Source organism: Bacillus sp. EB106-08-02-XG196, from assembly GCF_013396335.1.
Taxonomy (GTDB): domain Bacteria; phylum Bacillota; class Bacilli; order Bacillales; family Cytobacillaceae; genus Neobacillus.
Window position 1 is genome coordinate 83,988 of record NZ_JABWSY010000007.1, and the last position, 26,510, is coordinate 110,497.

The following is a 26,510-nucleotide window of genomic DNA, read 5'->3' on the forward strand; positions in this document are numbered from 1 at the left end:
TAATTAAATTTCCTTTTGTTATTATGTATCTTTTCATAATAAAAAAAACTGTTCCTCTATAAAAAAGAAACAGTCACAACCCTATTATAGAATTAAGAAAGCTATAGGTGCTGTAAGAAGAATCGTGAATACTACCCTTTCGAACCAAATGACGACGAGTTTTCCAATCGTAAGTGGAATTTCTGTCGATAAAATACATGGTACTACAGCTGAGAAAAAAATAATCGATGATACCGAAACAACAGCGATAACAAACTTAGTAACAATGGCTGCCTTGGTAACTAATAGGGCCGGCAAGAACATTTCTGCGATTGAGACAGCGCTTGCTTTTGCGGCCAGCATTGGGTCTGGTAATTGAACGAGTGCAGTGAATGGATAAAAAAGATAACCCAGCCAATCAAAAACAGGTGTATATTCTACCAATATAAGTCCAAGTAACCCAACTGACATAATTGATGGCAAGATACCCATAGTCATGATAAAGCCATCCTTAAGGTTGTCCCAGATATTTTTACCTAAGCTCGAAGATTGATTAGCGGTGACCATCGCTTCTTTCCATGCTGTTTTAACACGGTCTTTCTTGATAATGACCTCTTCATCACCCTCCATATCCTGGTAATAAGAGTCACTAATTTTATTTAGCGGCCAGATTCTAACAGTAATAGCAGTTACGATGAAAGTCACCACAAAGGTAACCCAAAAATAGGCGTTCCAAACCTCCATTAGATTCAATGTCTTCGCGACAACGATCATAAAGGTTGCAGAAACAGTAGAAAAACCGGTTGCAATAATTGCTGCTTCTTTTATTGAATATTTACCTTCTTTAAAAACACGGTTGGTAATTAAAAGACCAATGGAATAGCTTCCTACAAAGGATGCTACAGCATCGATCGCTGATCTCCCCGGTGTTTTCCAAATTGGCCTCATGACAGGTTGCATGAATATTCCGATAAATTCAAGCAAACCATATCCTACTAATAAAGCCAGAAAAACAGAGCCAATTGGTACTAACAGTCCGACAGAAATTACCAGCTTGTTAAAAAGGAATGGTGCCATATTAGGATCAAAAAACCATTTTGGACCAAAATTAAATACAAGCATAATAGCAGCAACAAGTCCAAATATTTTCAGAAATGAAAACACTGTGGTGACTACATTTTTATTCCAGGACTTAGTCACAAAAGGATATACTGCACCTAACAATATGACCAGTAATGCATAATAAGGTAAAACATTTGGGACCGCAAGTTGAATATAAGAAACAAAATGATCCAGCATAATAGAAGACTTTCCATTCAAAGTAACAGGTACAAAAAATACAAAGATACCAATCGCACTAAAAACAAAAAACTTCATGACATTCAACATATTACTATTCTGTAATTCAGGCTGCTGCACCTGCTGTAACGGTCGATTTTCCATACCCAATCCCCCTTGTTCGAATAAATCCCCTTAGTTCCGTATTCGCACCCGACAACTGTCCACCTAGGGTGGACAGTTGTATTTTAGTGGTGCCTGTCACCAGAGCTAGCAAACGGATATAACCCGCTATCTATCTGCTAGCACTTTGTCGGAGCATGACTCCTGTTAGGAAAGTTAGGAATACGTGTGTTCCGAGTTTGACTGTTGGCTGGACGTGTGTGTCTTTTTGTGGATCCAAGCAGACGATGTCCATTGCTTTTGCTTTTGGATGACGACCAGCTGCTAGTACCCCTTCTAGCAGTTCTTCTGTTGTCATGCCCCCCGGCGTTGATGCCGGTACCCCTGGAGCATAGGCTATGTCTAACACATCCATATCTACAGTTAAATAAATGGTATCCACTTTAGAAGATAACTCCTCTAAGCAATGTAAAACGAGTTCTTCTATTCCCTTTTTCCGTGCTGTTCGAAGTGTGAAATAGTTGACTCCTTTTTCATCTGCATACTGTTTTAAATCCTTTGTATTAAAAAATCCATGGAGACCAATGTTGTACATATTGTTGCCTTCCACCACACCGCTCTCGATTAAATTGCGCATCGGTGTTCCGTTAGATGGCCCATTATCCGACATATCCCGCAAATCAAAATGGGTATCAAATTGCAGGATTCCTATTTTTTCTGATGGCTTGGCCTTGTGCATTCCTTTCACCATCATCGCTGTAATCGAATGGTCTCCGCCAATGGCACACACCTTCGAATTTTGGAAATGACCATGAATAGCAGCTGAGGCTTCGACAATTTTTTCATGACACTTAGAAATATCCGTAACATGCATAGGAACGTCCCCTGCATCAAGTGCAGTCATTTCAGACAATTCGACATCATCATCTAGATTATAAGTAGCAAAGCTACGCCATGAGCGTCTAAAGGCTTCGGGAAACTCAGATGCACCTGAAGCACTAATCGATGAACGGGACAAAGGAACACCGAGGATGACTACCTCGGCTTCCTTGCTCTTATTAGGGTCGGTCAAAGCAGTAATTGGCTGAATCCATTCATGAACCTTCAATCCTGTCCCATTTTCAGGAGGTACCCACATAAAACTAGAAGGATTAATTTTTGGATAGAGAAAGCTCTTCATGTAATTGACCTCCCCTAACAACTACCTTCCCAGACTTCACGACTGTTTGCGTATGATTAACCCCATAAGAGTATTGAAGCTTCATATAATTATCGACATTAAAAATCGTAATATCCGCCTTTTTTCCAACTTCTAAACTGCCAATTTCCCTGCCGCGATTAATCGCATGTGCAGCATTGATGGTTGCTGCAGTGATCACTTCTGCAGGTGTCATCCCCATTTTCAAACAGCCAAGATTCATAATAAATGGTAATGACACAGTCGGAGAGGAGCCAGGGTTACAATCGGTCGATAATGCAACAGGAACCCCAAGGTCAATCATTTTACGACCGTTTGCCGATTCCGCCATTAAAAAGTAGGCTGTCCCAGGCAGCAACACTGCGACCACACCTTTTTCAGCCATCGCTTTCATTCCCTTTTCAGACGCTCTTAATAAATGGTCTGCAGAAATCGCCCCTACCTCGGCAGCTAACTCTGCCCCTTCATAGGGCTCAATTTCATCCGCATGGATTTTCGGCATCAGACCATGCTGCTTCCCTGCCTCCAGGATTCGCCTTGATTGTTCAGGGGTAAATACACCATGCTCACAAAATACATCATTGAATTCTGCCAATCCCAGCTCCGCTACCTTTGGTATCATTTCATTAATGAGGAGCTCCACAAATTGATCAGGCTTCTCTTTATACTTTTTTGGAACGGCGTGAGCGCCCATAAAGGTAGGAACCACATCGATGACATGCTTTTCATTGAGCAATTTTGCGACTTCAAGCTGTTTAAGCTCCGTTTCCCATTCCATTCCATAACCACTTTTGGCTTCGACAGTTGTTACACCGTGACGCAGGAATTGATTTAAGCGTTCAAAGCTTTCTTCAAAAAGCTCTTCACGAGTGGCTGACTTAGTTCTTCTAGTTGTTGCGTGAATCCCGCCGCCGCTATTCATGATTTCCATGTAAGTGGCACCTTGCAGCCTCATATTAAACTCATTTTCCCTGCTTCCAGCAAAGACGAGATGAGTATGAGGGTCTACTAGTCCTGGTGTTACAAGCTTTCCACTTGCATCGACAATCTCCGCTTCACTAAGTCGGTCTTGATATTTTTCAAAAAGTACCTCATCTTTTCCTACAGCACAAATGACTCCGTTCTCAATCCAAACACTGCCATTTTCAATCATACCAAGCTCTGACATCGCTTCCTTTACAAGGGGAGCCTGTGAACTCCCCTGTAATGTCACGATCTGAGAAGCATTTCTTATAAAAATTGGCTTACCCAACTGTATCACCTCTTAATCTTGATTTAGCATTGGCATTTTAATGCCTTTTTCTTTCGCAGTCTTAATCGCAAGCTCATAGCCTGCATCGGCATGACGAACAACACCCATCCCAGGATCTGTTGTTAATACTCGTTGCAAACGGACTTCTGCATCCTTGGTTCCATCCGCAACAATGACCATTCCGGAATGCTGAGAATAACCCATTCCTACGCCTCCGCCATGGTGGAGGGAAACCCAGCTGGCACCGCCAACGGCATTGATCATCGCATTTAGGATTGGCCAGTCAGAAACGGCATCACTTCCGTCCTTCATTCCTTCTGTTTCTCGGTTAGGGGATGCCACTGAGCCTGCATCTAGGTGGTCACGACCAATAACAATCGGCGCCGATACTTCACCGGAGGCAACCAGGTCATTAATGATTTTTCCTAAGCGGGCACGATCTCCATATCCAAGCCAGCAAATACGAGCAGGCAGACCTTGAAAGCTAATCTTTTCCTGAGCCATTTTTACCCATTTATATAGGTGCTCATCATCCTTAAATTCACGCAGCAGGACTTCATCAATTTTTCGAATATCCTCAGGGTCTCCTGACAATGCTGCCCAGCGGAAAGGCCCTTTTCCTTCGCAGAATAATGGACGGATATAAGCAGGAACGAAGCCAGGGAAATTAAAGGCATTTTCTACTCCCTCATCCTTTGCCACCTGACGAATGTTATTTCCGTAGTCAAAGGTTATAGCACCTTTTTCCTGCATCTTCAGCATAGCTTTTACGTGGATGGCCATGCTTTGCTTCGAAAGTTTCACATATGTTACAGGGTCAGTTATTCTAAGAACCCTTGCTTCTTCTAAGCTATAACCAACTGGAACATAACCATTTAATGGATCATGAGCAGAAGTTTGATCTGTTAACACATCCGGGATAAACCCTTTTTCAATCATGATCGGCAGCAACTCAGCAGCGTTTCCTATCAAACCGATTGATAATGCCTTCCCAGCTTTCTTTGCCTCGATTGCAAGATTAATAGCCCCTTCTAAATCGCTCGTTTTCACGTCAAGGTAAGCGGTTTCAATTCTGCGATCCACTCTAGTTTCATCAACATCAATCGCAAGGCATACACCATCATTCATCGTTACCGCTAATGGCTGGGCGCCACCCATGCCGCCGAGACCAGCAGTTAATGTAATGGTATGTTTTAGTGATCCACTGAATTCTTGACGTGCAAGCTCTGCGAACGTTTCGTAGGTTCCTTGGACAATTCCCTGCGTTCCAATATAGATCCAGCTGCCTGCAGTCATTTGTCCGTACATCATTAACCCCTTTTTATCTAGCTCGTGGAAATGCTCCCAGTTCGCCCAGGCAGGAACTAAATTAGAGTTTGCCAGCAGCACACGAGGTGCGTCCTTATGTGATTTGAAAACGGCCACAGGTTTACCTGATTGAATTAACAATGTTTCATCACTTTCTAATTCAAGTAGAGATTTAACAATAGCATCGTAGGATTCCCAATTACGTGCTGCCTTCCCAATTCCACCGTAAACCACTAAATCCTCTGGTCGCTCTGCTACTTCTTGATCAAGATTGTTCATTAACATTCTTAGTGCAGCCTCTTGAATCCAGCCTTTAGCATGTAATTCTGTTCCTTTATAATTCTTAATTACTCTTGATTTAGATGTACTAGCTTCCATACTATTCACTCCTCTATGTCTTTTATCTCTCCTTTATTATAAAAATAAAATCTTCTGAAAAATACAAATCAATCATTAGAAAATTAGCACTATTTATCTGTATAACTAGTTTATTTTTAGCCTATAACTATATTATTTTTAGAAAAGTATAATTTTATTAGAAAAAATAAGACTCGCTATATTCTGAGTCTTATCCCTTTTCATTCATCCGATATTCTCTCGGTGATACTCCGACTACCTCTTTAAAGATTCTGCTAAAGTAATTGGGATTATGAAATCCCACCAACAGCGCTATTTCCTTTATTGGCTTACTGGATTCAAGCAAGTACCTTTTCGCTTCTTTCATTCTTATAGCTGACAGGATGTCCGTAAAGCCTCTGCCTGTTTTTGAAATTAGCAAATGACTGAAATAAGATGGATTTCGGTCGACATACCTTGCCACATCCTCTAGCTTTAGATCCCTGTTATTGAAATGGGACTCAATAAAGGCAATCCCCCGCTCTATGAGGTCTTGTTTGAACATCTGAGGATTAGAGCCTGCTGCTAAAAATAACTTTTGAACAAATAAGATTAAATTTTGTACTGACCGATAGAGCACACTATCATACAAAATGGAATGGAAGATATGGCGGTACTCTTTTTCGTAATTTTGCTGTTCATTTAAATCGTAGGTCTTCATAAATCGTCTTATTTGTGCTAAGATGCTCGTCAGCCTAATTCTTACCAATCCCGGATCCGGATATGGATCTTCCCATTGGAGAAATTCATCGTAAAGCCATTTTTTTATACCTTCTATATCATGATTTGCTAGCATGTCCACCCAAACCCTTTGTTCAGGGGGAGCCAAAAAAGGATCGATATGTATCCATTCGGGAGTATACTCAAACTCCATAATTTGCCGATAGCCACGATAATAGGTTAACTCCATCATGATTTGTGTTTCTAAAAATTTTTCATTGAGACTTACATGTGGTGATTTTTCGTTACGCACCACTACCGCGAGTGGGTCAGAGAATTCCTCTTCCCACTTTCTCATCGCCTTTTGACATTGTTCTTTGATATTTTGGCAAGTTTCTTTAAATAAAAGAACGACCTTATCGTTTAAAGGGAATATTCCATGAATTTCTCTAAAAGGATAATCTGTAAAAAAGGAATAAAGTACATCAAGGTTCTTTGTATTTTCAATTTTAAACGCAGCAATTTTATAGTCCGCAGAAACTGTGCGTTCAGAAATAAACAGTGCCTCATACGATAAGTCCTTATAAAACTGTGTAGGAGAAGTATTTTTCTTATCCTGTTTTTTATCAAGTGCTTTTGTTGCTTTTTGATAAGCAGCTTTCATCTTGGTGGCAGAAAACGGTTTAATCATTAAGTCTAGGGCTTGAAGGTCAATCGCTAAGTGAGCTTTTTCAAAGGTAGCCTCCGCACTTGTTAACAGCAAAATAGGTTGATAGATTTGCATTAATTCTCTAAAACCAGACCAATTATCACTGCTAACCATATCCAGTTCTAATAAAATGATATCCGGTGACTCTTTCTCAAAAGTAACAATAAAGTCTTGATAATTGGAGGCTAATAGTATTGTGGACACAGGTATGGAGGATGATTTTAACAGCCATTTTAATCCCTCTCGTTCATTTAAATCGCGGTCTGCAATCAGCCATTTCCCTTCCATTAAGATCGCTCCCATCTAAAAATAGTGCTACTAATATAATAAAAGTATACATCCTATGTGAAAATCTACAACTATTTTCCGTTTAAATATCTTATACCTAAAATGAAATAATTTTAATCGAATTCATAGGTTCATTATGCGCATAATAATTTTTGTGACTACTGAAAGAGAGGGGAAAAACTAGGGATGAAATGGCACAAAAATTTACTAAAAATCATACAGGATCGTCAAGGTAAAAAACTTGCATTGGTCGTCGATACCTCAACAAACGAAACGAAAATTGATCTTATCGCAAATATTGTAACTTTTTTCAAAGAACTAACTCCTGAAACCACACTCGTCCAAGCTGATTTTAAAATACGAACTACAGAGCCCATTACGGAAGGATCAGAAATAAAGTACTACACACACGGAAAAGCTTCCTATACCTTGGCACTGGAATGGGCAGAAGAGGAGAAAATCGAGACGGTTTTCTATATTACTGATTTAACCGGCTTTCTACCAGAAGACATGCAAGTTCCCTATGAAGTATATTGGCTAGTGCCGACGGAATTTGTTCCTAAAGCACCGTTTGGAAAGGTAATGAAAATCGTTTAGAAAAAAAGCACATTAAAAAGAGGAGTAAACCTCCTCTTTAACAATTTTTTGAATTATGATGAGCTCTCATCCAAGTGAACGGGGGATGAATTCTGAAAAGATGATGACGAGCTTTCTTCATTCAAAATGGCAATGGGTTGCTCCTTCATTGGAAGTGGTAATGTATTTTTCTCGACCAGCTGTTCTAATCGATTAATTCTTTCGTGTAATTGAGCACGCTCCTTTTCCGCCATTATCCCTTTTGAAGAATAGTATGGATCCTTTTCCCACCAGTCCATTCCTATCTCTCTAGCCTTGTCTACCGATGCAACCAGCAGCCGAATTTTTATGGTTAATAAATCGACATCGGCTAAAGATATTTTAATATCACCAGCGATGACAACTCCTTTATCGAGAATTTTTTCAAGAACATCGAGTAAATTCGATGATTGCGGCGGGTGATGAATGGGCATATGATCCCTCCTTATCGGAGATTAAAGCAGTTTTCCTAAAGGTCCCAATTCAATATTGAGATCCTCATTTTCTAACCCAAAAACCAGCTTTAATTCTTCCATTTTTTCTTCAAGCCTCATTAATGTTAACCCTAATTCTTCAATTTGCTCATCAGTTAATGAATCACTTTCCACTCTTCGCATCGCCTGCCTCTCCATAAGCTGACGGAGAAGTTCAATAATCGTAAGAACTAATTTCGCTAACCCTTGCTCGACCTGATTAGAATCAAGTGGTAATCTCTCCATCACCTATAGCCTCCCCAACAATTTTTCGCTCGTATGATCCAAAGGCACTCTCAATCGACGAAATTAGCAGCTTAAGATCCACAACAATTAAATCGATATTGGCAACCGAAATTAATATCTCACCACTAACCACAACACCAGTATCAATGATTCCATCCAGGAGATCCAACAGCGTCATTTCTTTATTTTGAAAAAGATGAACCTGTTCCATCGTTAATTCTCCTTTGAAAAATGATAAGGCGGCCAGGGTCCGCTAACTTGAAAGGTGCAGCCTGCCTTAGCAAATTCTTGTTCTAGATCATGAATTTGATATAGAAAATGTTCCGAATTCTTTTTATTAATAAGAAAATCACAGTTTACAATCATTTCATCCTTTCGTTCGGTTATTTCTCTTCCCCAGTTTTTCCGGAGCCTTGCCTCTTCGAAAAATGACTTTAACGTTTGCTCAATCTGGTGCCACCACTGGGATTGTTCTTTTTCTAGTTCATCTGTAATCAGCTGATTTAGCCTTTTCTTCATAATAAATTGCTTTCCCTTTGGCATAGTGGCGATATTTCCTTTTAACTCTAGTACCGTTTGATTATGATTTACCACATAGGAAAATGACTGCTCAGGGTTACAATATATTTTTAAGTTCCATTCTTGTTTTTCTTTCAATCGATTAAGCTTTTCGAGAATCACATCATATTGTTCATTAAGTAAACTTTTTAAATTTTCTTCTTTTTGAAAAATCGTACAAAATGACATTGGTAGGATGGTAAATTGGCTATGAATGGCTAATATACATTCATGATGATGAAATGCCTTCTCCTTTAACCACTCAGGGTTCTTTAATTGAAGGTCAATACGCTGCTGGGAAAAATTCAGGGGATTAACTGGGGTAATTACTGCACCAAGTTCTTTATAGGGAATGACTGAAGCTCTCTTTTGATCAATCCCAATAATGGATGGAACCTCTGTCTTTTGTAGTTCCTCCTTAAGGATGACACCATACAAATAGATAAAATCGGTTTCAACCGTTGTATGAGCCATAACTACCTCCTCCTTTAAAACTTAATACTCGTTCTTTTCACGTTCTTTGGCTATTCTGTATCTGTTAAGTAATTCCTGCTCTCGTTCCATATAGGCTTCTTCATCAATTTCTTCCATATCGTACATCATATGCAGTTCGATCAACTGTTGCTGTATATATGTGAGATCATACAGCTCTTGATCCACTTCTTCTTGAATTTTTTCACCTAGTTTAATGATCGAACGAATTGGCAGAGTAAATAATTTAAATATCATAATTTCCCTTCAATCCTTAAGCGGATATTCACAAAGTTGTAAGCAGGCCATGGTCCAGAATACTTAAACTCCGCTTTATCCTTCCATATTTCATAAAGATCATTTACCTTTTTATCAAAGGATTCTTCGTTTTTGGTATCAATTAGATAAGCTGCATTTAACAGTGTTTTTCCTGGTATGGTTTTATTTTGCTTACCAGCTTCTGCTAGCTCTAATAAGGATTCAAAAATATCCGTTGCTGCTTTCTCCTCCAAATTGAGAATAAAATTTTGGGCTTGCTCACCTAGTTGGATCTGTTCATAAAATGAAGCAGGATCAGCGTGGTCTTTCTTCTTGGTTTTCCACTCATTTAATATCGGGTTATTCCTCATCTCCTGCTCAAGCCATTCTTTCTTCGGAATTACTTTTAAGCCTACTTCCATTTTGTTTTCTAAATGCGAAAACAATTTTTCAAATTCCTCATTTAGATGTTCCATTATTAAGTGAACATCATTTTTGGAGTGAAATACATTTCCAAAACTGAATGGAATGACGCTATATTGTTTCATTACTTCAGTGATTGTTTGTTGATGGGCCATAAGATTCTTACGAGTGGGTAAAACCTCTTCCGATACTTTGGATACCACCATTGCCACATTTTCGAAATGAATGGTATAAACACCGCTTATTCTATCATTTACATTAACGGTTCCAAATTTCTTAGGCGTTTTTTCTCGTATCGCACAAAAAATGTACACACCCTCTTGTGTACTCATTTTTTTTCTTCCCTTCTTAGAATTTCCTTTAGTATGAGTTCCTTTATTTTCATAGGTGGCTGTTTCGGAAGGATTTGAGTCATTGGTCTTATTAATACATCCATACAAAGTACCTGATAGCGGATATTTTCAGCTATCATTTCAATCTTTGACTTTTTTGCAATAGCCGCAATCATTAGTGAAGCTCGTAAACTAGGACAAAATCCATTACCATACGACCTTAGGTTGGTAACAAGCCTAACCACTTCAGTTGCCTCATGCTGGTTTAGTCCTGTTTTTTGCTTAAGAATTTCTATCTCTGTTTCGTGATCGCAGGAATCTAACTGGATGGTAATCAGTCGATCTAAGAGGGCGTCCTGGGTATGAAAGGTACCAGCATACTCATCTGGATTGCTTGTAAAAATGATTGAAAAGTCAGGATGACATTTTATAAATGAGTCTTTTCCATTGCTATATAGAGGCAGAACTTTTTCCTCTAGTAATGATAAAAATATATTATTCGTTTCCGGGCGGGAACGTGAAAACTCATCATAAATCACCACATGTCCATTTTTTACTGCTTCAATAAGTTGACCTTGGACCCAAACAGGTTTAATTTCTTGCTCTTTCTTAAATACAGTGTGGATATAATTATCGATTATCTCTTTTTTTCTCACTCCAGAATAATGGCCTAATAGGTCTTTGTTGGACAATTCATGATGACCACGAATAATCGTAACCTTCCTCTTTAGTTGTTTCGCAATAAATAATGCTAAACTTGTTTTTCCAACACCTGTTGGTCCAACAAAATGGACAGGAAACCCTGCTTGCAAATATTGAAGAGTTCTTGTAATGATGTCTTCAAAAAAAGGTGTAGTTACAAACTCACAGGTTCCATTTATTTTATCTAACGGATTCAACATTTTTCCTCCTTAAGATTGAAGTTTCGTTAAAAAAGGAGCCAAGGCACAGTCTAGCCTTGGCTCCTTCGATTCTAATTCAAAACACGACTAGGACTCTTCTACAAAATGATGATGTTCATGATCTTTAAGAAGACCAACTGCCTTTGCATATCTTAACCATGTATCTACACTGGCAATAACAATACGGGCATCAATTGTCAAAAGCTCAATTCCTACTAAAGAAACACGAGCCCATAAATCAATGACAACACCCTTATCTAAAATACGGTCAATAACCTCTGCTAAGCTTGAAGAGTCTACACTTTTTTGAATAGCAGCCATCTAATCCCCTCCTTCCAATGACTGTAGCTAAAGAGGGAGTGTTATAAATTATTCTTATTTTCTATTCCATGTGACACTCTCTCATCTTTTTCACCATCAGCCGCCTTCGTTATAAAAAAACGATTACTATACTATATGAAAACCCTTTTATTTTGAGTGGACAAGTACTTTAATTTGACATCTTTTTTAAATAAAAATGAGCCTTCAACTTTTTGAGGACTCATTCTCATAAAGGTATTCTATTGTGGTCTATCCATTTTTTACAATTTTTGATGGATTGTTGACTTTATATAAGACTGCCGTATCGACGATGAACTCTTCTTCTACATCCTTACCTTTGGCCAGTTTCTTCTTTGTCACTTTTCCGTCAAATTCCAGCTGATCTCCTGGTACCAATTCGAATTTTTTTAGTGTTTTACTGTGGCTGCACCAGGCGAGTCCAATTTCAATGGGTGGCTCTTGTATAACTTGGACATTTTCGAGAACGACGACTTCATCATTTTCTTCATTAAACGGGTTGTATGTAAGGGCAAACTGTTTGACACTCGCTGTGAAATGGACCTTATCTGCTGGCAGTTCAATTTTCGGTTCTTTTTCTTTTTTAGGTTTTGTTGCCTTTGGTTTTTTGGATTCAGCTTGTATTGCTGGTTTTGGTTCAGGTAATTCTTCCTTAACCTGAGTCTCTGTAACTTGATCTGGTGTACTGAAATCCTTCTCCTCAACCATCAGCATACTCTCTCTGCCAAAACTGGATGCCTGCATTTCCTTTAGGAAGGCAGGGTTGATACAGCTCAAATTACCGTCCTGAAACTCTATTACAAGCGTGTTAAACTCGTCAGACTTTCCGTACGATTCGTACCCCTTAATCGTCACCACACGCTGATAATTCCTCTCCTTAAACCAAAACTCCCGCTTCGCCTCCTTCGCAGACGAAAGCCCCCACTCCTTCAACTTTTCACGGTAATGCTCATCATCACGAAACCCCTCAAAATCCCCTTTAGGAGGAACATAACGAGTCAAACTACTCCGCTCCAACTGCTCATGCTCAATAACCATCTTTCCACTCCTTTCAATGCTTACACTTCCAATGGTGACACTTTCAAGGGTGAACACCTTTCAGGTGTCACCTCGGTGACAGGCACCATTCATGTACAAATGTCCGTCTCCAGTGGACACTCTGCTATTAACAAGTAAATTCATTATGTATTTTTAGTTGCAACCTTTTTTATTGTATCAAAGTTTGCTGCTATTGAAAAAAGTTTAGGCATGATTTTTGCAGTCAAATATCTTCGCAAGAATCATGCCTGGTTATTATATAATGATTGGTGGTTTTCCTACTGGATAGTATTCTACTGAAATACATTCACGGATTTTCTCTTCCGAAAGACAGTTTCTGCCGTCGAAAATGATCGGTTCTTTCATATTCCATATCATTTCAGCTACATCTATACATCTAACCTCGTTCCACTCGGTGACAATAAATACGGCGTTCGCTTCTGAAATGGCTTCATGAATGGAACCAGCATATTTAATGGTATCTCCGATAATTTTTCTCGCATTTTCAGTGGCAACGGGGTCGTACGCAACGACTTCTGCTCCTAATTTTGTTAATTCCACCGCAATCGGAATAGACGGTCCTTCTCTCATATCATCTGTTTCTGGTTTAAAGGCTAGACCTAGCATCGCAATTTTTTTGCCTTTTAATTCTCCAAATCGCTTTAATGCCTTTGTTACCAACAATTCTCGCTGATATTCATTAATGGCAATGGTCTCTTTTAATAACGGAAATTCAACGCCATTTAACCCAGCGGTATGCAGCAATGCTTTGACATCCTTTGGAAAACAGGAGCCTCCATAGCCGATCCCAGCGTTCAAGAACGCTTCACCTATCCTCTTATCCTTGCCCATTCCTCTAGCAACATCTTGTACATCTGCACCGACTGCTTCGCATAAATTGGCAATTTCATTAATATAACTAATCTTCGTTGCTAGGAAAGCATTCGAAGCATATTTTATCATTTCAGCACTTCTGGTACTTGTTAAAAGCATTGGCACATTTAATGGTCGATACATCTCTTGAATTTTCCCTGCAGCCTCTGCACTTTCCGAACCAATAATGATACGATCAGCTTTCATCGTATCCTGAATAGCAGAACCCTGGCGGAGAAATTCAGGATTCGACACCATTTTCACCTTAAAACCACACAGGTCTTCCATCATTTTTTTGACAAAATCAGTCGTTCCAACTGGCACCGTACTCTTAATAACAATGATGTTCTCAGGAGTTATATGGGAGGAAATATCTTTTGCAGCTTGTACAAGAAAGGAAAGGTCTGCTGCACCTTTATCACCTTGAGGCGTTCCAACCGCAACAACAATGGTTTCTGCGTCAGCTAACGCGTCATTAAGAGAGGTTGTAAAGTGTAATCTGCCTGCAACCATATTAGAAGTTAGTATTTCTTCAAGACCAGGTTCATAAATGGGGGAAATCCCTTTACGTAATTGATTAATCTTTTGTTCATTAATATCTATGCATGTGACATGGTGACCGATTTGTGATAAACAAACACCTGTTGACAGCCCTACATAGCCTGTACCTAAAACGGCAATCTTCATATCAATCATCAATCTCTTTCTTATTATTTTGACCGGTTTCATTCTCTGTTACTTCTTGCAAATAAGCTAATACAGATTCTCGGATATCCTCCCGGCTTAATGCGAAATCAATGGTGGCCTTAATAAAACCAAGTTTATCTCCGATATCATAGCGGCTCCCCTCAAAGTTATAAGCAAAGACTGCCTGGTGTTTATTCAGTTCATTGATGGCGTCAGTCAGCTGTAATTCATCCCCTCGACCCATTGGAATTCGCTCTAAGATTTCAAATATCTTTGGACTTAATACATAGCGTCCCATAATCGCAAATCTCGAAGGAGCCTCTTCAATGCTGGGTTTCTCAATAAGAGAGTCAATATGAAATAAATCCGATTCAATCATCGTCCCCTTTGGCTTAATAATTCCGTATTTGCTGACATCTTCTTCTGATACCGTTTGAACGGCAACAACCGAACTATTATAATATTCGAAAACATCGATGACCTGCTTTAGACAGGGAATTTCCGACATAACGATATCATCACCAAGTAAAACCGCAAATGGTTCGTCGCCAATAACGCTTTTCGCACAAAGAATAGCATGTCCAAGCCCTTTTGGTTCTTTCTGGCGGACATAAACGATATTTACTAAGTTTGATATTTTTTGAACTTCCGCTAACATATCAAGTTTGTTCTTTCTAAAAAGTGTGTCTTCGAGTTCATACGATTTATCGAAATGATCCTCAATAGATCTTTTACCTCTGCCGATGATGATGATAATTTCTTCAATCCCAGAAGCGACAGCTTCTTCCACAATATATTGAATGGTTGGCTTATCAACTATCGGCAGCATTTCTTTTGGCTGTGCTTTCGTGGCTGGCAAAAATCGAGTTCCGAGGCCAGCTGCTGGAATAATGGCCTTACGGATTTTCATATGTTGCCTCCTTTCATTTTCTTCTTAATCCTTTATATGCAGATGGACAACCTCCGGTCACGTCAGGAACCTAGCAAAATCGTTTTAAAAGACCTTTTCTAAAAAATAAAACTCCCTTTACAAAATAGCCAAGGGAATCATTTATTTTGTTCATGTATTGGCCGATAAACTCTTTTTATAAACCTTTCCATCAGTTTTTTTAGTATTCTTTTACGACGTGTGTGCAGTGTACTAACAATCGCTTTTCTTTCTTCACTCGTAACCTGCCAATCTTCTGGAATAATCGCTACAATTTCTTCTATTAAATGAATGGGCAGCGTTTGAATGATTTCTAGCTGCTCGTTAAACTCCTCCTCATTCTCGATAAAACATGCCATTAATTGATGAGTTGCACTTTTTAAAATCGTAATCGGCAGTGATTCGATATCTTGCAGTGTCCAGTCATAGGAAGCGAACACTTCAGCATGATCGATAATCCACAAGCGATAGGAATTCGGGGTGTCATCGCATAGAATGATATTTTTCCTAGTTCGATCACGATTGCACAACCAGTAATCAAATAAAATAACACCTGCTAGGTTTTCTTTGTTTGAAATAGCAGGAACATTGGTCACTTGATGTCCATCATAACAGTCTGGTACGTAAAGACTAGCAAATTGAAACTGTGTTTGAGTCATTTGAGAAAGTTCAGGGTATTGTGAGGAAAACTCCTGGGGGATTTCTACTAATTGTGCAAAAGGGATGGGGAGACCAAGGTACCGTGCTAGGCAATAGGCGACCCATTCATTTGCCAACGTTTTTTCAAATCCAGGCTGGAAATACTTCACAACATAGTCTCGTCCATCATTAAATGTTATCAAGTGAGCATTTGACTTTCCTTCTAGTGTTTTCTTGTAGGCGACTGGTTTAATCATTCCCGGCCCTCCCCCCTCCTATTTTTTTCAATAAATCAACATATTGTTCTGCCACAACCTCTATCGCGAACTTTTCATGGACGCGCGCAATCGCAGCCTTTGACATTTGTTGATGGAGGCTTGGGTTATCCAAAATACCCGAAAGTTGATTGACAGCATCCTCTACATTTTGACCACGAAATAACATACCATGTTCACCGTGGATAACCAATTCTGTAACCGGCGCCATTTTTGAAGAAACTACTGGCACACCACAAACCATCGATTCAATAAAGGTATTTCCAAAGGATTCGGTCTTAGTAGTTGCCAGCGTACACCCGCCTGATTGGCGAATTTTCGCATATACCTGCGGCATTTGCTGATAAGGTATCACTGGAAACCATTTAACAATATCCGTGAGGTTTTCCTCCTCCCATTTGGCTCTAAATTCCTCCCGCTGCACACTTTGTGCACCGCCAATCACCCAAAATTCAACATCATCACGCTGACCTTTTATTAGCTTCGCCACTTCTATTAACATTTGCCAGTTTTTACGTTTATCCAATCTGCCAATCCAGCCAATAATTTTTTTACCGTTTGGAAGGACCGGTTGACTGTCATAATTTATCTCTTCGTCATTCAAAGCTCGGTAATATGACGTATCGATGCCATTATAAATCACATGTATCGGAATCTCATCTGTTAGAATGGATACCAATCGTTTTTGATACTGTGAAGGTACAATAATGGCTTTGGGATTTATCCCTCTGAATGATTTTAAATGAGGCTTAAGCTTAATCAGTTCTGGTGTGCGTGCCTCTACCAGTACTGGACCTTGATAGTTTGCTTTCTTAAGCCACTTAAAAGCAGCACCCGTGTCAACAACAATAATGGCATCATAATGATTGTCTTTAATAATCTTGATAATCTCAAGTTCATCCTTTGTCAAATAAACGGGAGCGACATCTTCCATAATGTGAAGCCCTCCATGATCGGTAGTGTATAAAAACTCTGTATCAATTCCATGTTTCTTAAAATAAATCGAGCGATTGCGCCAGCCGGCATTCACCCCGCCAACTGTCAGCAGACGCCAGATTACTAATACTTTCATAATGGTTTCTCCTCGTTTTCATTAGGCTCCTCCCCACCCCTGTTAGGTCACTAGGTTAAACCCTTAATGTCGTTTAACGACGTTTTTTATCCTTGCCTTTGTTCTTGCCTCGCTTATCGTCACGGCGGTTGCGATCATCGTATCTATCTCCCGAGTAGTATTTCCCTTTACCACCCTTAGCGCCTTTGCTGCGACGCCCTCTATCGCCCTCGAAGCTTTTCCATCTTCTGGCGTCACGATCCCCTTTGGAGTTTCTATCTCCTTCGAAACGTCTTTCACCCTTGTAACCTCTATCACCTTCTGGATACCTTGACTCAAAACTTTGTTCGAATTTGTCCCAATATTCATCGATTTTTTCCATTACTTTTTCTGGATCTGCCCCACGTGCCAGCATCGTTTTGATCCATTCTTCCTTGAAAACCTTATGAACGAGACCCTGGAGGAGCACCACATAGTTTTTCTCATCCGCTGTTGTCAATAAACTATTACTCAGATTTTTGACTTTATTCTTATCGGGTTTCTGCGGGAGAAGTAACGCCGTAATTTCCCTTGAGATTTCCTCCATTCGGATGTAATGGAGCCACTCTGCATATAATTCCGGTGCCATTTCTTGTACATGTGTCATAAAGATTGCTTTGTTTTCTTCCCCTAAGGATGTCAATAATTTACGTGGGTATGGATAGACCCTATCACGCCAAATGGTTCTCGCTACGTCGATTACCTTTAGACTGCCATCAGACTGTAGGTAAATTTGACGCTTATGGTGGTCAATTCTCTCATATCCAATTTCTTTAAATGTAATTAGCATTTCAATTAATTTTGCTGAAAGTGCCTCTGTTAATGGCTGGGATTGTAAATACTCGCGTAAATCAACACCCCGGATAATTTCCATCACAATATAGAGAGGACCTTTCCCATAGAGCTTAGGAAATAGAGAAGTCTGCTGTCCAAGGGATAGAGCATAATATTCGCGATCGCAATCCTCGGTATTCCCGAACACCTTTACGCAGATGTCATCCGATATTTGAAATACTGCACCTTGGCGTCCTTTTCCCATCATCACTAACGGTGTGTTATTAATCACTTCCACATCGGCATTAACAAGGTTTGTTACTTTAATGTTTTGCATCCATTGTTCTAAATTCTCAATATACATATATATTCACTCCTTTCTTTCCAAGTTGGCAGCTTGATTTCATATTTTGACAATATTCATTTTGATAACCAGCTTGTCTAATCCTAAACCCTATAAATTTACTGCCTATTATATTAAATTCAATTGATGTATAAAGTGTTAAGGCAATTGACTATAAAAAGAAAAATGTATAGTTAATTCTACCTTTCCAAAAACGAAGAAAGCCGGGTCCTCAAAAGGAACTGGCTTTTTTCAATAGCATTATTACCATAAGTGTTAAAATTATTGAAAAATTAACAATTAACCCCTCTAGTTATTGTACAATTGTTATAGAAGCTACACTCTTTAAACGGTGGTATAAATAAATGGATGGACTATTGTAAAAGTTGTGATAGCTCCGCATATATTTGTGTAAAAGAGGTGTACATTTAGTTGACAATTAAATAGGAGGTACTCACTATGAGTCGATTGACGAAGCAAGAAAAGAGCTGGGTTTTTTATGATTGGGCCAATTCTGCATACTCCATATTAATTACAACAGCCATCTTCCCTTTATATTTTAAAGCAGCAGCAGATGGTGCAGGTCTTGCGGGTTCTACCTCTACGGCGTATTTGGGATACGCAAATTCCTTTGGGACTCTCCTCGTTTCCATTTGTGCACCGATTTTAGGAACGATTGGAGATTTTAGGGGCTTAAAAAAGCGATTATTTACCTTTTTTGTTATTCTAGGGATTGCCTTTACGGCTCTATTGGCAGTTGTTCCCAGTAACCAGTGGCTCATCCTCTTAATCTGTTATATTGTTACCGTCATTGGTTTTGGAGGAGCCAATATCTTTTATGATGCCTTCCTTGTCGACGTAACAAGTGAAGAACGGATGAATAAGATTTCCGCCCGCGGGTTTGCGATGGGATATATCGGAAGTACCATTCCTTTCATCATCGGCATTGCTCTTATTCTATTATCACAACAAGGGATTCTGCCCTTATCTGTAACTGTCTCCACGCAAATAGCCTTTGCAATCACGGCGATTTGGTGGGGAACCTTTACGATTCCAATGTTAAAAAATGTGGAACAGGTCTATTACGTCGAGCGGGTAGCAAAACCGATTTCTACCAGCTTTAAAAAAGTATTTCAAACTCTTAAAAGGATAAAAGCTTACCGTCCATTATTTCTTTTCCTTATTGCTTATTTCTTTTATATTGATGGGGTTCACACGATTATAACTATGTCTACTGCCTATGGAACCGATCTTGGTATATCATCTACAAATCTATTAATCATTCTATTTGCCACACAAGTAATTGCAGCTCCATTCGCTATGTTGTATGGAAGACTGGCAGATAAATTCACAGGAAAAAGAATGTTATTAGTTGGAATTTTTATTTATATTATTATTTGTATCTATGCTTATTTCATGAAAACAACCTTAGATTTCTGGATTTTGGCGATGCTTGTAGGGTCCTCCCAAGGTGGAATCCAAGCACTTAGCCGCTCCTACTTTGCGAAGTTGGTTCCAAAGGAAAATGCAAACGAGTTCTTCGGATTCTATAATATTTTTTATAAATTTGCTTCCATCCTAGGACCAGCTTTGGTCGGTGTAACTGCCCAAATAACAGGTAATACAAACGCAGGAGTATTTAGCTTAGTTATTTTATTTATCCTTGGCGGCGCAGTTTTACTGCGCGTCCCAGAAACCACTGAAAAAATCGAGGTTATTAATAAATAATGACATAAACAAACAACGCCTTGGGAAATCACCCAAGGCGTTGTTTATGTTAAATGTTACGCAAAAAGATCTTTTTCAAGAATCATTTCCTTCTCTAGATGACTAGCCCGAATTCCAAATTTAGGCTTCAATTGACCGATTTCTTCACCTAGCAAGAGTTTTATCGCTAGGTACGGAAGGTTCAGGCCTGTTAAACAGCTAAAATGCATGCCGCCGCTCATTCGAGGATTGATTTCGAGCAGTTTAGGGACACCCTGATTATATTTAACCTGAATATTAAAGATGTACGGTATATGGTAGTGTTGATGAAACCGCTGGGCTAGTTGAATAAGCTCATGATGATCTAAGATTTCTCTTATCCTTCCTTCCCCTTTCATCCTTGGTATCGCAGCGTACAGCTGTTCATTGGATGCAACACAATCTATGCTGAATTCCGGACCTTCTAAATACTCCAGCACCATTAAATCTGGGAAAACCTCTTGCTGGCTTAAAATTTCACAAGCGTATTGATATGGAAGACGGCGGCTGCTTGCCCTTCTAAACAGCTGATCAATACTTTCAATCTTATCCTCAATAACGCGAAAACCAGTGGCGCCTTCACCCACAACAGGTTTAAAACACACTGTATGTCCCTTATCCTTCAAACATTGATAGGCAGATTTGAAATCATTTATATTATTAACCACATAAAAATCTGGTATCGAAACAAGTTTTGCCCCAGCCTCTTCCTTTTGCAGGATGGAATAGTAGGCAGCAGCTTTATTATCCAATGTCTCCATCAATTCCGAATCTGGACATACCAGCACCTTTACACCAATCGCCTCAAAATCAGTAACCCTTTTTGAGATTGTGACATTTTCTTTTCTTGGGATGAAAATATCAATCTGATGCTTCCGGCAAAACTCTAGACAAAACTCAATATATTCCTCACCTGAAACGGTGGGTTCTGTAAAGGCATAATCACAATACTGCAAATAGAGAGCGTCCTTATTTGAATGAGTGCCAAAAATCTCAAACCGCCGCCCCTCCTCATTTCCACGAATCAACTCCATAAAATGCGTAACCGTCGTAAACCACCTATTAAACCAAATTCTCATACGGAACCTCTTTCTCGTTGAATTCTTCAAACTAAAAACCTTAAACATTATTCGCCTATAATTTCCATTTTATACATTTTACTATATAATTCGATGAATAAATGGTGATACAATGTATAAATGGTGACAGGCACCGGACAACCAAAGGGGGTATTGTACATGTGTGGACGGTTTACGTTGACGGCTACGGTTGATCAGTTGATTGATAGGTTTGATGTGGAGTTTTTTCTTCAGGAGGAGGAGTATTTGCCTAGTTATAATGTGGCTCCTTCGCAATCGGTGTTAGCGGTGATTAATAATGGAACTCATAATAAGATGGGGTTTCTGCGTTGGGGATTAATTCCGCCATGGGCAAAGGATATGTCTATTGGATATAAAATGATTAATGCGCGTGCCGAAACTTTATCTGAAAAACCAAGCTTTCGGAATGCCTATCAGAAAAAACGCTGTTTGATTGTGGCCGATAGTTTTTATGAATGGAAAAGAATTGATAATAAGACTAAAATTCCGATGAGAATTAAGCTCAAATCAGATGAATTATTTGCTATGGCTGGTCTCTGGGAGAATTGGAAGTCCCCCGAAGGAAAATCAATTTATTCCTGTTCCGTGATCACCACAAGCCCGAACGAGCTGGTTCAAGATATCCATGACCGGATGCCTGTAATCTTAAAACCTGAAGATGAAAAATATTGGCTTGACCCTTCCATAACAGAGACTAATAAGCTTCATCACTTGCTTAAACCACTTGAGCATAATTTAATGGAAGCCTATGAAGTGAGTCCTCTTGTTAATTCACCCAAAAATAATTCAATCCAACTGATTCAAAAAATTTGTTAAGCCCCAAAAAAATACCTGACCCCACGGAGGGTCAGGTATTTTTTATACATGAGCAAAGGTTGCATTAATTTTCATTACAAAGGTCATGATTGCCGTTGTATCTAAATTCGAAGTATCCTCAGTAACACCACTCACTTTTTTAACAATTTGCCTTTCAATAAAATTCATTTTACTTACTAGGAATTCTCCCCCAAAAATACCGTTTGCGATTGAAACTTTCCTTAATTCCTCTGGAAAGGCGAGATCAAATTGCTCAATAGCTGTTTCGCCATCATGCCAGCAGCAAAGAAACAAGCCCAGTTTTTTGGTTAACAACTCATCATGATGCTTGCCGATAAAATGCTTTATTTTCCCTTGAATACTGCCGGCATGGATAGAGCCGCCGATGATTACGAAGTCATAATCGCTTACTTCAAATGCAATTCTATCCCTTTTTAAATCGACAGCTAAGACTTCTCCTTCCATCCACTCACTCAGTAATTGGACAGCTTTTTCTGTAGTGCCATGAGATGAGCCATAAACAATCAATGTCTTCATAAATCATCCTACCCTCCATGGAAAAATTTTCACCTTCAAATCACCCAAAACTGTCTGACCTTTTGATGTTACCTTAATTATAATGCAGCAATAATAAATATCCGGGATAAATATTGGCAATATTTCTACAATTCAATCCCAAAACAACTCAGTCCTAATGTGATGCGTATCATAAGGAATAAAAAAACTCTATAAATTATTATAATAGAAAACTTGAAAAATAGTGCCACCCTTTATAGGAGCACTATTTTTCGATGATATTCCCTTCTTCCGTAATAAAAACGACCTTAGCCTGTTCATTCAGTTCATTTTCATAATATCTTACCTCGATTAATACAGGGAAACGAGCCTCTTTTAAAAATTGACTAAGTTTCTTCATTTTCTTTAATTCGTTATTTTGGTTTATTTTTGACCAATTTGTTTTTATATCTATAGGAATAGAGGTAGAGAGGATCGATACATTTATTTCTTCATAGGTAGGAATTTTCGAACCAAAGATTTCTCCTTTGTCTTTGATTTGCAGTGCTTTAAACATTCCTCCGTCCAAATCCGGAAAAAGTTCTTTAATTTGAGCTTTAAGGTCGGTTGCTAACTCACTATCCCACATAACTTTCGGATAATTATCGGAGTAACCACGCGGAGAATCCACATCCTGCTCAATGATAAATAAGAGGTTTGAATGATTCTTAGGATAGGCATATCCTTGGTAGGTTTCGCTTAAAAAATTGTAATTAATTTTCGTAAGGACAAATTCAGCTTGATATTTTTTTGTTATATAGTTCTGCATATTTCCTTCATGATTCTCTTTTCCCCAAGGTGTCCCGTAAAATACTGTATAAGCATAAAAGCTAAAAGTCAGAATGAGTCCTGTAAATACCATTAGGATGATCTTTGTTGCCTTTATATTCCTCACCCCCCTAGAATTATCAGAATATTATAACTATAGTATTCTTCACCGGTTTTTCTTATTCCTTCTATTAAAAACAATAAAATGGAAAAAAAAAGACGTACAAAAAGTACGACCTGGAGGAGGAGCATTATTTCTTCATTAATTTGTGAATCGTAACCAGGACCTCATCTAAAACCTCATTGTCCCCTTCTTGAATTCTATCAAGAACACACGATTTTAGATGGCCTTCTAACAGTATTTTTGCAACGCTATTAAGTGCCGATTGCGTGGCTGAAATTTGCGTAATCACATCATCACAATAAGTATCCTTTTCAATTAATCCTTTAATTCCACGAATTTGCCCTTCAATTCGATTAAGTCTCGTAACAAGATTACTCTTCACCTTATCGGAATGATGGCTTTTTCGGTGGCTGCCCTCAGTAATGCAGCAGGAATCATTATTCATTTCTTCATCATTTTCATGTTCAAAAGACATTCCATCACCTCATTTTCAATTATTATATCATACCCCCCTATCGTAAGGCGATGCACAACTTTACTCCTGAAAAAGAAAAAAACTGACACGTGAATGTCAGTTTTCTTTTTGACCAAAAGCATCAGCCTGTTTTTTCAACTGATTCTTTTTCAGGATACTTATACTCATGTTCCCAGAAATCAGCATCTTTGATACCCAATTTAACAGGATCAAACACGGGATCTTTTCCATCCTTCAACTGAGCTTCATAGTCTTTAAGAACTTTTAGGGCAGGTTTGGTTAATAAGAGAATAGCGATAAGGTTTAGCCAGGCCATTGCCCCAACCCCAACATCCCCTAGTGCCCATGCGAGACCTGCTTCTTTTATACAGCCATAGTAAACCATTCCTAGGATAACAAATTTAAGGACATATTCCGTCCAACGATTCTTATTTTTGAAAATATAAGCAAGATTTGTTTCCGCCATATAATAGTAAGCCATGATGGTTGTAAAAGCGAAGAACAATAGAGCAATCGCTACAAACGGTGCACCAAACCCTGGTAATACGGATTCAACTGCCGCTTGTGTGTAGCCAGGACCGGCTTCAACTTCGGTAAGGTTTGTAACAATCGGTTCTTTTCCTTCTGGTGTGACATTATACATTCCAGTCATCAGAATCATAAAGGCAGTTGCCGTACAAACAAACCAAGTATCAATATATACAGAGAAGGCTTGCACAATTCCTTGCTTTGCAGGGTGTGATACTTCCGCTGCTGCAGCAGCATGAGGTCCAGTACCCTGACCTGCTTCATTGGAATAAATGCCTCGTTTCACTCCCCAAGATATAGCGGCACCTAAAATTCCCCCATAAGCTGCATTTCCGCCAAATGCACTAGAAAAAATTAAAGAAAGGACTTCTGGTATTTGAGAGAAATTTGCAAAAGTAATGATTAGAGCCACGATTATATAACCTGCAGCCATAAATGGTACAATAAATTCAGCTGTACGTGCGATCCGTTTTACACCACCGAAAATAATAATGGCTAACACTAAAATTAATACAATACCTGTAATACTTGTATTGATTCCAAAAGCATTATCAATACCGACGGCAATACTATTTGCCTGTACCCCTGGTAAAAGGGCACCAGTAGCAATAACTGTAACGATGGCAAATAATACAGCGTACCATTTTATCTTTAAGCCTTTTTCTATGTAATAGGCCGGACCCCCGCGAAATTGGCCGCCTTGTTTAGTCTTATATACCTGTCCGAGAGTGGATTCGATGAAGGCTGAACCTGCTCCTAAAAATGCAATTAACCACATCCAGAAAACTGCACCCGGACCCCCAAAAGCAATCGCAGTCGCAACACCAGCAATATTACCTGTTCCAACTCTTCCAGACAATGCAAGGTTTAGCGCCTGAAAGGACGATATTCCTGCTTCAGATTTTTGACCTTTAAACGTTAGCCTAAAAATATCCTTCATATGCCTGATTTGAAGAAACCTAGTTGATACTGTATAAAACAATCCTACCGCTAAACATAAATAAATTAGTGCCTGACTCCAAATAATTCCATTTAACCAATTCACAATTTGTTCCAAGTAAATCCCCCTTTTATCTTTGATGTTTTCTATTATATAACAGCTTATCTATAAAATAAAAGAATTTTTTGTTTTTTAAAAATATTTAGATTAATTTGTTTTTTAAACAAACAAAAAGCCTACTACAGTAAAAAATGTAATAGGCTTTCTCATTTTATTTGATTCCGAGTTTTTCTCCCATAAATGTCTCTATTAATTTTAATTTGTTGGTTCCGATCCCCATAGACTGTAGCATAACCTCAGCATCGTCAGCTTGTTTCATTTTCTTCATTTCCTTATGAAGATTTTCCATTTTATTATCTAAAAGTGCGGCCATTTCGGCTGTAGTTTTTAATTCATCAAGCATTTTTCGTGGAACTTCTTTATTATATTTATAATAAATTTTATGTTCTAAGCTTGCCCAAAAGTCCATGGCAATGGTACGAATTTGAATCTCAACACAGGTTAATTCCTCACGATCGGACATGAAAATCGGTATTTCCAGAATCATATGCAAGCTTTGATAACCATTGGGCTTTGGATTTTTTATATAATCCTTATATTCTAATATACGAATGTCTTTCTGATTCGCAATCATCCTGCTTATTTCATAAATATCGGAAATAAAGGAACAGGTTATTCTCATACCTGCTATATCTTTTATATTTTCCTTAATACTGTCTAGATTGAATTCGATACCTTTTCGCTGAACTTTTCTAAAGATGCTCTCAGGTGATTTTAATCGTGTTTTAACATGTTCTATTGGATTATAATCATGAATATAATTAAATTCATCTTTAAGTATATTAATTTTTGTCGTCATTTCATCTAAAGCAAATTTATAAGCCATCATAAAACGAGTCAATTCAATTTTGATTGCTTTTAAATCCTTCATATCAAGGGTCTT

At 38.7% G+C, this 26,510-nt stretch carries 28 protein-coding genes and 1 pseudogene; 3 read left to right on the forward strand and 26 right to left on the reverse strand.

The window, feature by feature from the left end; genetic code table 11:
- Positions 1 to 84: 84 nt before the first annotated feature.
- The 6 genes from MLOOGBEN_RS12500 to MLOOGBEN_RS12520 all read right to left on the reverse strand — a co-directional run bounded on the left by MLOOGBEN_RS12500 (position 85) and on the right by MLOOGBEN_RS12520 (position 7,191).
- A complete protein-coding gene (locus MLOOGBEN_RS12500) occupies positions 85 to 1,368 on the reverse strand; it encodes a YjiH family protein (RefSeq protein ID WP_256989077.1) in 1,284 nt (427 codons plus the stop codon).
- Between the two features lie 16 nt (positions 1,369 to 1,384).
- Positions 1,385 to 1,522, reverse strand: coding sequence for a hypothetical protein (locus MLOOGBEN_RS28915; protein ID WP_218781161.1), 138 nt, complete (start codon positions 1,520 to 1,522; stop codon positions 1,385 to 1,387).
- A 30-nt stretch (positions 1,523 to 1,552) separates the two neighbouring features.
- Positions 1,553 to 2,560, reverse strand: a complete 1,008-nt coding sequence (locus MLOOGBEN_RS12505; RefSeq protein ID WP_179158585.1) for an agmatinase family protein — start codon at positions 2,558 to 2,560, stop codon at positions 1,553 to 1,555.
- A complete protein-coding gene (gene hutI / locus MLOOGBEN_RS12510) occupies positions 2,532 to 3,830 on the reverse strand; it encodes an imidazolonepropionase (protein WP_179158586.1) in 1,299 nt (432 codons plus the stop codon). The genes MLOOGBEN_RS12505 and hutI overlap by 29 nt, the downstream gene beginning before the upstream one ends.
- 12 nt (positions 3,831 to 3,842) lie before the next feature.
- On the reverse strand, positions 3,843 to 5,516 hold the full coding sequence (gene hutU, locus MLOOGBEN_RS12515) for a urocanate hydratase (protein WP_179158587.1): 1,674 nt from the start codon (positions 5,514 to 5,516) through the stop codon (positions 3,843 to 3,845).
- Between the two features lie 190 nt (positions 5,517 to 5,706).
- Positions 5,707 to 7,191, reverse strand: coding sequence for a helix-turn-helix domain-containing protein (locus MLOOGBEN_RS12520; protein WP_179158588.1), 1,485 nt, complete (start codon positions 7,189 to 7,191; stop codon positions 5,707 to 5,709).
- A 186-nt stretch (positions 7,192 to 7,377) separates the two neighbouring features.
- Between MLOOGBEN_RS12520 and MLOOGBEN_RS12525 the strand changes: the two genes are divergently transcribed.
- Complete coding sequence (locus MLOOGBEN_RS12525; RefSeq protein ID WP_179158589.1) at positions 7,378 to 7,788, forward strand: VWA-like domain-containing protein; 411 nt, start codon at positions 7,378 to 7,380, stop codon at positions 7,786 to 7,788.
- A 170-nt stretch (positions 7,789 to 7,958) separates the two neighbouring features.
- Here the strand turns inward: MLOOGBEN_RS12525 and MLOOGBEN_RS12530 are convergent.
- The 14 genes and pseudogenes from MLOOGBEN_RS12530 to MLOOGBEN_RS12595 form a co-directional block, all read right to left on the reverse strand.
- Positions 7,959 to 8,240, reverse strand: a pseudogene (locus MLOOGBEN_RS12530) (gas vesicle protein); the annotation flags it as partial.
- Positions 8,241 to 8,261: 21 nt separating this feature from the next.
- Positions 8,262 to 8,525 carry a gas vesicle protein K gene (locus tag MLOOGBEN_RS12535; RefSeq protein ID WP_179158591.1) on the reverse strand — a complete coding sequence of 88 codons (264 nt, stop codon included), beginning with the start codon at positions 8,523 to 8,525 and terminating at the stop codon, positions 8,262 to 8,264.
- The gene (locus tag MLOOGBEN_RS12540; RefSeq protein WP_179158592.1) at positions 8,506 to 8,736 is read right to left on the reverse strand and encodes a gas vesicle protein; all 231 of its coding nucleotides are present in this window, start codon (positions 8,734 to 8,736) and stop codon (positions 8,506 to 8,508) included. The genes MLOOGBEN_RS12535 and MLOOGBEN_RS12540 overlap by 20 nt, the downstream gene beginning before the upstream one ends.
- A 2-nt stretch (positions 8,737 to 8,738) precedes the next feature.
- Positions 8,739 to 9,557 carry a GvpL/GvpF family gas vesicle protein gene (locus MLOOGBEN_RS12545; protein ID WP_179158593.1) on the reverse strand — a complete coding sequence of 273 codons (819 nt, stop codon included), beginning with the start codon at positions 9,555 to 9,557 and terminating at the stop codon, positions 8,739 to 8,741.
- Positions 9,558 to 9,578: 21 nt separating this feature from the next.
- The gene (locus tag MLOOGBEN_RS12550; protein ID WP_179158594.1) at positions 9,579 to 9,812 is read right to left on the reverse strand and encodes a gas vesicle protein GvpG; all 234 of its coding nucleotides are present in this window, start codon (positions 9,810 to 9,812) and stop codon (positions 9,579 to 9,581) included.
- Positions 9,809 to 10,567: a GvpL/GvpF family gas vesicle protein gene (locus tag MLOOGBEN_RS12555; RefSeq protein WP_179158595.1), complete on the reverse strand. Its 759-nt coding sequence runs from the start codon at positions 10,565 to 10,567 to the stop codon at positions 9,809 to 9,811. The genes MLOOGBEN_RS12550 and MLOOGBEN_RS12555 overlap by 4 nt, the downstream gene beginning before the upstream one ends.
- The gene (gene gvpN, locus MLOOGBEN_RS12560; RefSeq protein ID WP_179158596.1) at positions 10,564 to 11,466 is read right to left on the reverse strand and encodes a gas vesicle protein GvpN; all 903 of its coding nucleotides are present in this window, start codon (positions 11,464 to 11,466) and stop codon (positions 10,564 to 10,566) included. Before gvpN ends, MLOOGBEN_RS12555 begins: the two co-directional genes overlap by 4 nt.
- Before the next feature lie 90 nt (positions 11,467 to 11,556).
- Positions 11,557 to 11,790, reverse strand: a complete 234-nt coding sequence (gvpJ, locus tag MLOOGBEN_RS12565) for a gas vesicle protein GvpJ (RefSeq protein ID WP_179158597.1) — start codon at positions 11,788 to 11,790, stop codon at positions 11,557 to 11,559.
- Positions 11,791 to 12,039: 249 nt separating this feature from the next.
- Positions 12,040 to 12,846, reverse strand: coding sequence for a hypothetical protein (locus tag MLOOGBEN_RS12570; RefSeq protein ID WP_179158598.1), 807 nt, complete (start codon positions 12,844 to 12,846; stop codon positions 12,040 to 12,042).
- Positions 12,847 to 13,101: 255 nt separating this feature from the next.
- Positions 13,102 to 14,406 carry a UDP-glucose dehydrogenase family protein gene (locus MLOOGBEN_RS12575; protein WP_179158785.1) on the reverse strand — a complete coding sequence of 435 codons (1,305 nt, stop codon included), beginning with the start codon at positions 14,404 to 14,406 and terminating at the stop codon, positions 13,102 to 13,104.
- Between the two features lies 1 nt (position 14,407).
- Positions 14,408 to 15,316, reverse strand: coding sequence for a UTP--glucose-1-phosphate uridylyltransferase GalU (galU, locus tag MLOOGBEN_RS12580; protein ID WP_179158599.1), 909 nt, complete (start codon positions 15,314 to 15,316; stop codon positions 14,408 to 14,410).
- A gap of 137 nt (positions 15,317 to 15,453) precedes the next feature.
- Positions 15,454 to 16,230: a HipA family kinase gene (locus tag MLOOGBEN_RS12585; protein WP_179158600.1), complete on the reverse strand. Its 777-nt coding sequence runs from the start codon at positions 16,228 to 16,230 to the stop codon at positions 15,454 to 15,456.
- Positions 16,223 to 17,320, reverse strand: a complete 1,098-nt coding sequence (locus MLOOGBEN_RS12590; RefSeq protein WP_179158601.1) for a glycosyltransferase family 4 protein — start codon at positions 17,318 to 17,320, stop codon at positions 16,223 to 16,225. The genes MLOOGBEN_RS12585 and MLOOGBEN_RS12590 overlap by 8 nt, the downstream gene beginning before the upstream one ends.
- A gap of 73 nt (positions 17,321 to 17,393) precedes the next feature.
- On the reverse strand, positions 17,394 to 18,476 hold the full coding sequence (locus tag MLOOGBEN_RS12595) for a hypothetical protein (protein ID WP_179158602.1): 1,083 nt from the start codon (positions 18,474 to 18,476) through the stop codon (positions 17,394 to 17,396).
- Between the two features lie 438 nt (positions 18,477 to 18,914).
- Between MLOOGBEN_RS12595 and MLOOGBEN_RS12600 the strand changes: the two genes are divergently transcribed.
- Positions 18,915 to 20,183 (forward strand): MFS transporter, encoded by a 1,269-nt coding sequence (locus MLOOGBEN_RS12600; protein ID WP_179158603.1) that lies wholly within the window; start codon positions 18,915 to 18,917, stop codon positions 20,181 to 20,183.
- A gap of 56 nt (positions 20,184 to 20,239) precedes the next feature.
- Here the strand turns inward: MLOOGBEN_RS12600 and MLOOGBEN_RS12605 are convergent, their stop codons facing one another.
- On the reverse strand, positions 20,240 to 21,280 hold the full coding sequence (locus MLOOGBEN_RS12605; protein ID WP_179158604.1) for an ATP-grasp domain-containing protein: 1,041 nt from the start codon (positions 21,278 to 21,280) through the stop codon (positions 20,240 to 20,242).
- A 159-nt stretch (positions 21,281 to 21,439) separates the two neighbouring features.
- Between MLOOGBEN_RS12605 and MLOOGBEN_RS12610 the strand changes: the two genes are divergently transcribed.
- Positions 21,440 to 22,117: an SOS response-associated peptidase gene (locus MLOOGBEN_RS12610; protein ID WP_179158605.1), complete on the forward strand. Its 678-nt coding sequence runs from the start codon at positions 21,440 to 21,442 to the stop codon at positions 22,115 to 22,117.
- A 42-nt stretch (positions 22,118 to 22,159) separates the two neighbouring features.
- Here the strand turns inward: MLOOGBEN_RS12610 and MLOOGBEN_RS12615 are convergent, their stop codons facing one another.
- The 5 genes from MLOOGBEN_RS12615 to MLOOGBEN_RS12635 form a co-directional block, all read right to left on the reverse strand.
- Positions 22,160 to 22,654, reverse strand: coding sequence for a flavodoxin domain-containing protein (locus tag MLOOGBEN_RS12615; protein ID WP_179158606.1), 495 nt, complete (start codon positions 22,652 to 22,654; stop codon positions 22,160 to 22,162).
- A 244-nt stretch (positions 22,655 to 22,898) separates the two neighbouring features.
- Positions 22,899 to 23,567: a YfjL-like protein gene (locus tag MLOOGBEN_RS12620; protein ID WP_179158607.1), complete on the reverse strand. Its 669-nt coding sequence runs from the start codon at positions 23,565 to 23,567 to the stop codon at positions 22,899 to 22,901.
- A gap of 124 nt (positions 23,568 to 23,691) precedes the next feature.
- Positions 23,692 to 24,039, reverse strand: coding sequence for a metal-sensitive transcriptional regulator (locus MLOOGBEN_RS12625; protein WP_218781162.1), 348 nt, complete (start codon positions 24,037 to 24,039; stop codon positions 23,692 to 23,694).
- Between the two features lie 121 nt (positions 24,040 to 24,160).
- A complete protein-coding gene (locus tag MLOOGBEN_RS12630; protein ID WP_179158608.1) occupies positions 24,161 to 25,624 on the reverse strand; it encodes an alanine/glycine:cation symporter family protein in 1,464 nt (487 codons plus the stop codon).
- Between the two features lie 154 nt (positions 25,625 to 25,778).
- Positions 25,779 to 26,498 carry a GTP pyrophosphokinase gene (locus MLOOGBEN_RS12635; RefSeq protein WP_256989069.1) on the reverse strand — a complete coding sequence of 240 codons (720 nt, stop codon included), beginning with the start codon at positions 26,496 to 26,498 and terminating at the stop codon, positions 25,779 to 25,781.
- Positions 26,499 to 26,510 lie beyond the last annotated feature (12 nt).

Coding starts and splice junctions, on each gene's coding strand:
- MLOOGBEN_RS12500 (WP_256989077.1), bottom strand. CDS start 1,368: ATGTTGAATGTCATGAAGTTTTTTGTTTTTAGTGCGATTGGTATCTTT.
- MLOOGBEN_RS12610 (WP_179158605.1), top strand. CDS start 21,440: ATGTGTGGACGGTTTACGTTGACGGCTACGGTTGATCAGTTGATTGAT.
- MLOOGBEN_RS12615 (WP_179158606.1), bottom strand. CDS start 22,654: ATGAAGACATTGATTGTTTATGGCTCATCTCATGGCACTACAGAAAAA.
- gvpJ (WP_179158597.1), bottom strand. CDS start 11,790: ATGGCTGCTATTCAAAAAAGTGTAGACTCTTCAAGCTTAGCAGAGGTT.
- MLOOGBEN_RS12570 (WP_179158598.1), bottom strand. CDS start 12,846: ATGGTTATTGAGCATGAGCAGTTGGAGCGGAGTAGTTTGACTCGTTAT.
- MLOOGBEN_RS12605 (WP_179158604.1), bottom strand. CDS start 21,280: ATGAGAATTTGGTTTAATAGGTGGTTTACGACGGTTACGCATTTTATG.
- MLOOGBEN_RS12595 (WP_179158602.1), bottom strand. CDS start 18,476: ATGTATATTGAGAATTTAGAACAATGGATGCAAAACATTAAAGTAACA.
- MLOOGBEN_RS12550 (WP_179158594.1), bottom strand. CDS start 9,812: ATGATATTTAAATTATTTACTCTGCCAATTCGTTCGATCATTAAACTA.
- MLOOGBEN_RS12590 (WP_179158601.1), bottom strand. CDS start 17,320: ATGAAAGTATTAGTAATCTGGCGTCTGCTGACAGTTGGCGGGGTGAAT.
- MLOOGBEN_RS12575 (WP_179158785.1), bottom strand. CDS start 14,406: ATGAAGATTGCCGTTTTAGGTACAGGCTATGTAGGGCTGTCAACAGGT.
- MLOOGBEN_RS12540 (WP_179158592.1), bottom strand. CDS start 8,736: ATGGAACAGGTTCATCTTTTTCAAAATAAAGAAATGACGCTGTTGGAT.
- MLOOGBEN_RS12585 (WP_179158600.1), bottom strand. CDS start 16,230: ATGATTAAACCAGTCGCCTACAAGAAAACACTAGAAGGAAAGTCAAAT.
- hutU (WP_179158587.1), bottom strand. CDS start 5,516: ATGGAAGCTAGTACATCTAAATCAAGAGTAATTAAGAATTATAAAGGA.
- MLOOGBEN_RS12520 (WP_179158588.1), bottom strand. CDS start 7,191: ATGGAAGGGAAATGGCTGATTGCAGACCGCGATTTAAATGAACGAGAG.
- MLOOGBEN_RS12625 (WP_218781162.1), bottom strand. CDS start 24,039: ATGTCTTTTGAACATGAAAATGATGAAGAAATGAATAATGATTCCTGC.
- MLOOGBEN_RS12535 (WP_179158591.1), bottom strand. CDS start 8,525: ATGGAGAGATTACCACTTGATTCTAATCAGGTCGAGCAAGGGTTAGCG.
- MLOOGBEN_RS12525 (WP_179158589.1), top strand. CDS start 7,378: ATGAAATGGCACAAAAATTTACTAAAAATCATACAGGATCGTCAAGGT.
- galU (WP_179158599.1), bottom strand. CDS start 15,316: ATGAAAATCCGTAAGGCCATTATTCCAGCAGCTGGCCTCGGAACTCGA.
- MLOOGBEN_RS12635 (WP_256989069.1), bottom strand. CDS start 26,498: ATGAAGGATTTAAAAGCAATCAAAATTGAATTGACTCGTTTTATGATG.
- MLOOGBEN_RS12505 (WP_179158585.1), bottom strand. CDS start 2,560: ATGAAGAGCTTTCTCTATCCAAAAATTAATCCTTCTAGTTTTATGTGG.
- MLOOGBEN_RS12600 (WP_179158603.1), top strand. CDS start 18,915: ATGAGTCGATTGACGAAGCAAGAAAAGAGCTGGGTTTTTTATGATTGG.
- MLOOGBEN_RS12545 (WP_179158593.1), bottom strand. CDS start 9,557: ATGGCTCATACAACGGTTGAAACCGATTTTATCTATTTGTATGGTGTC.
- MLOOGBEN_RS12555 (WP_179158595.1), bottom strand. CDS start 10,567: ATGAGTACACAAGAGGGTGTGTACATTTTTTGTGCGATACGAGAAAAA.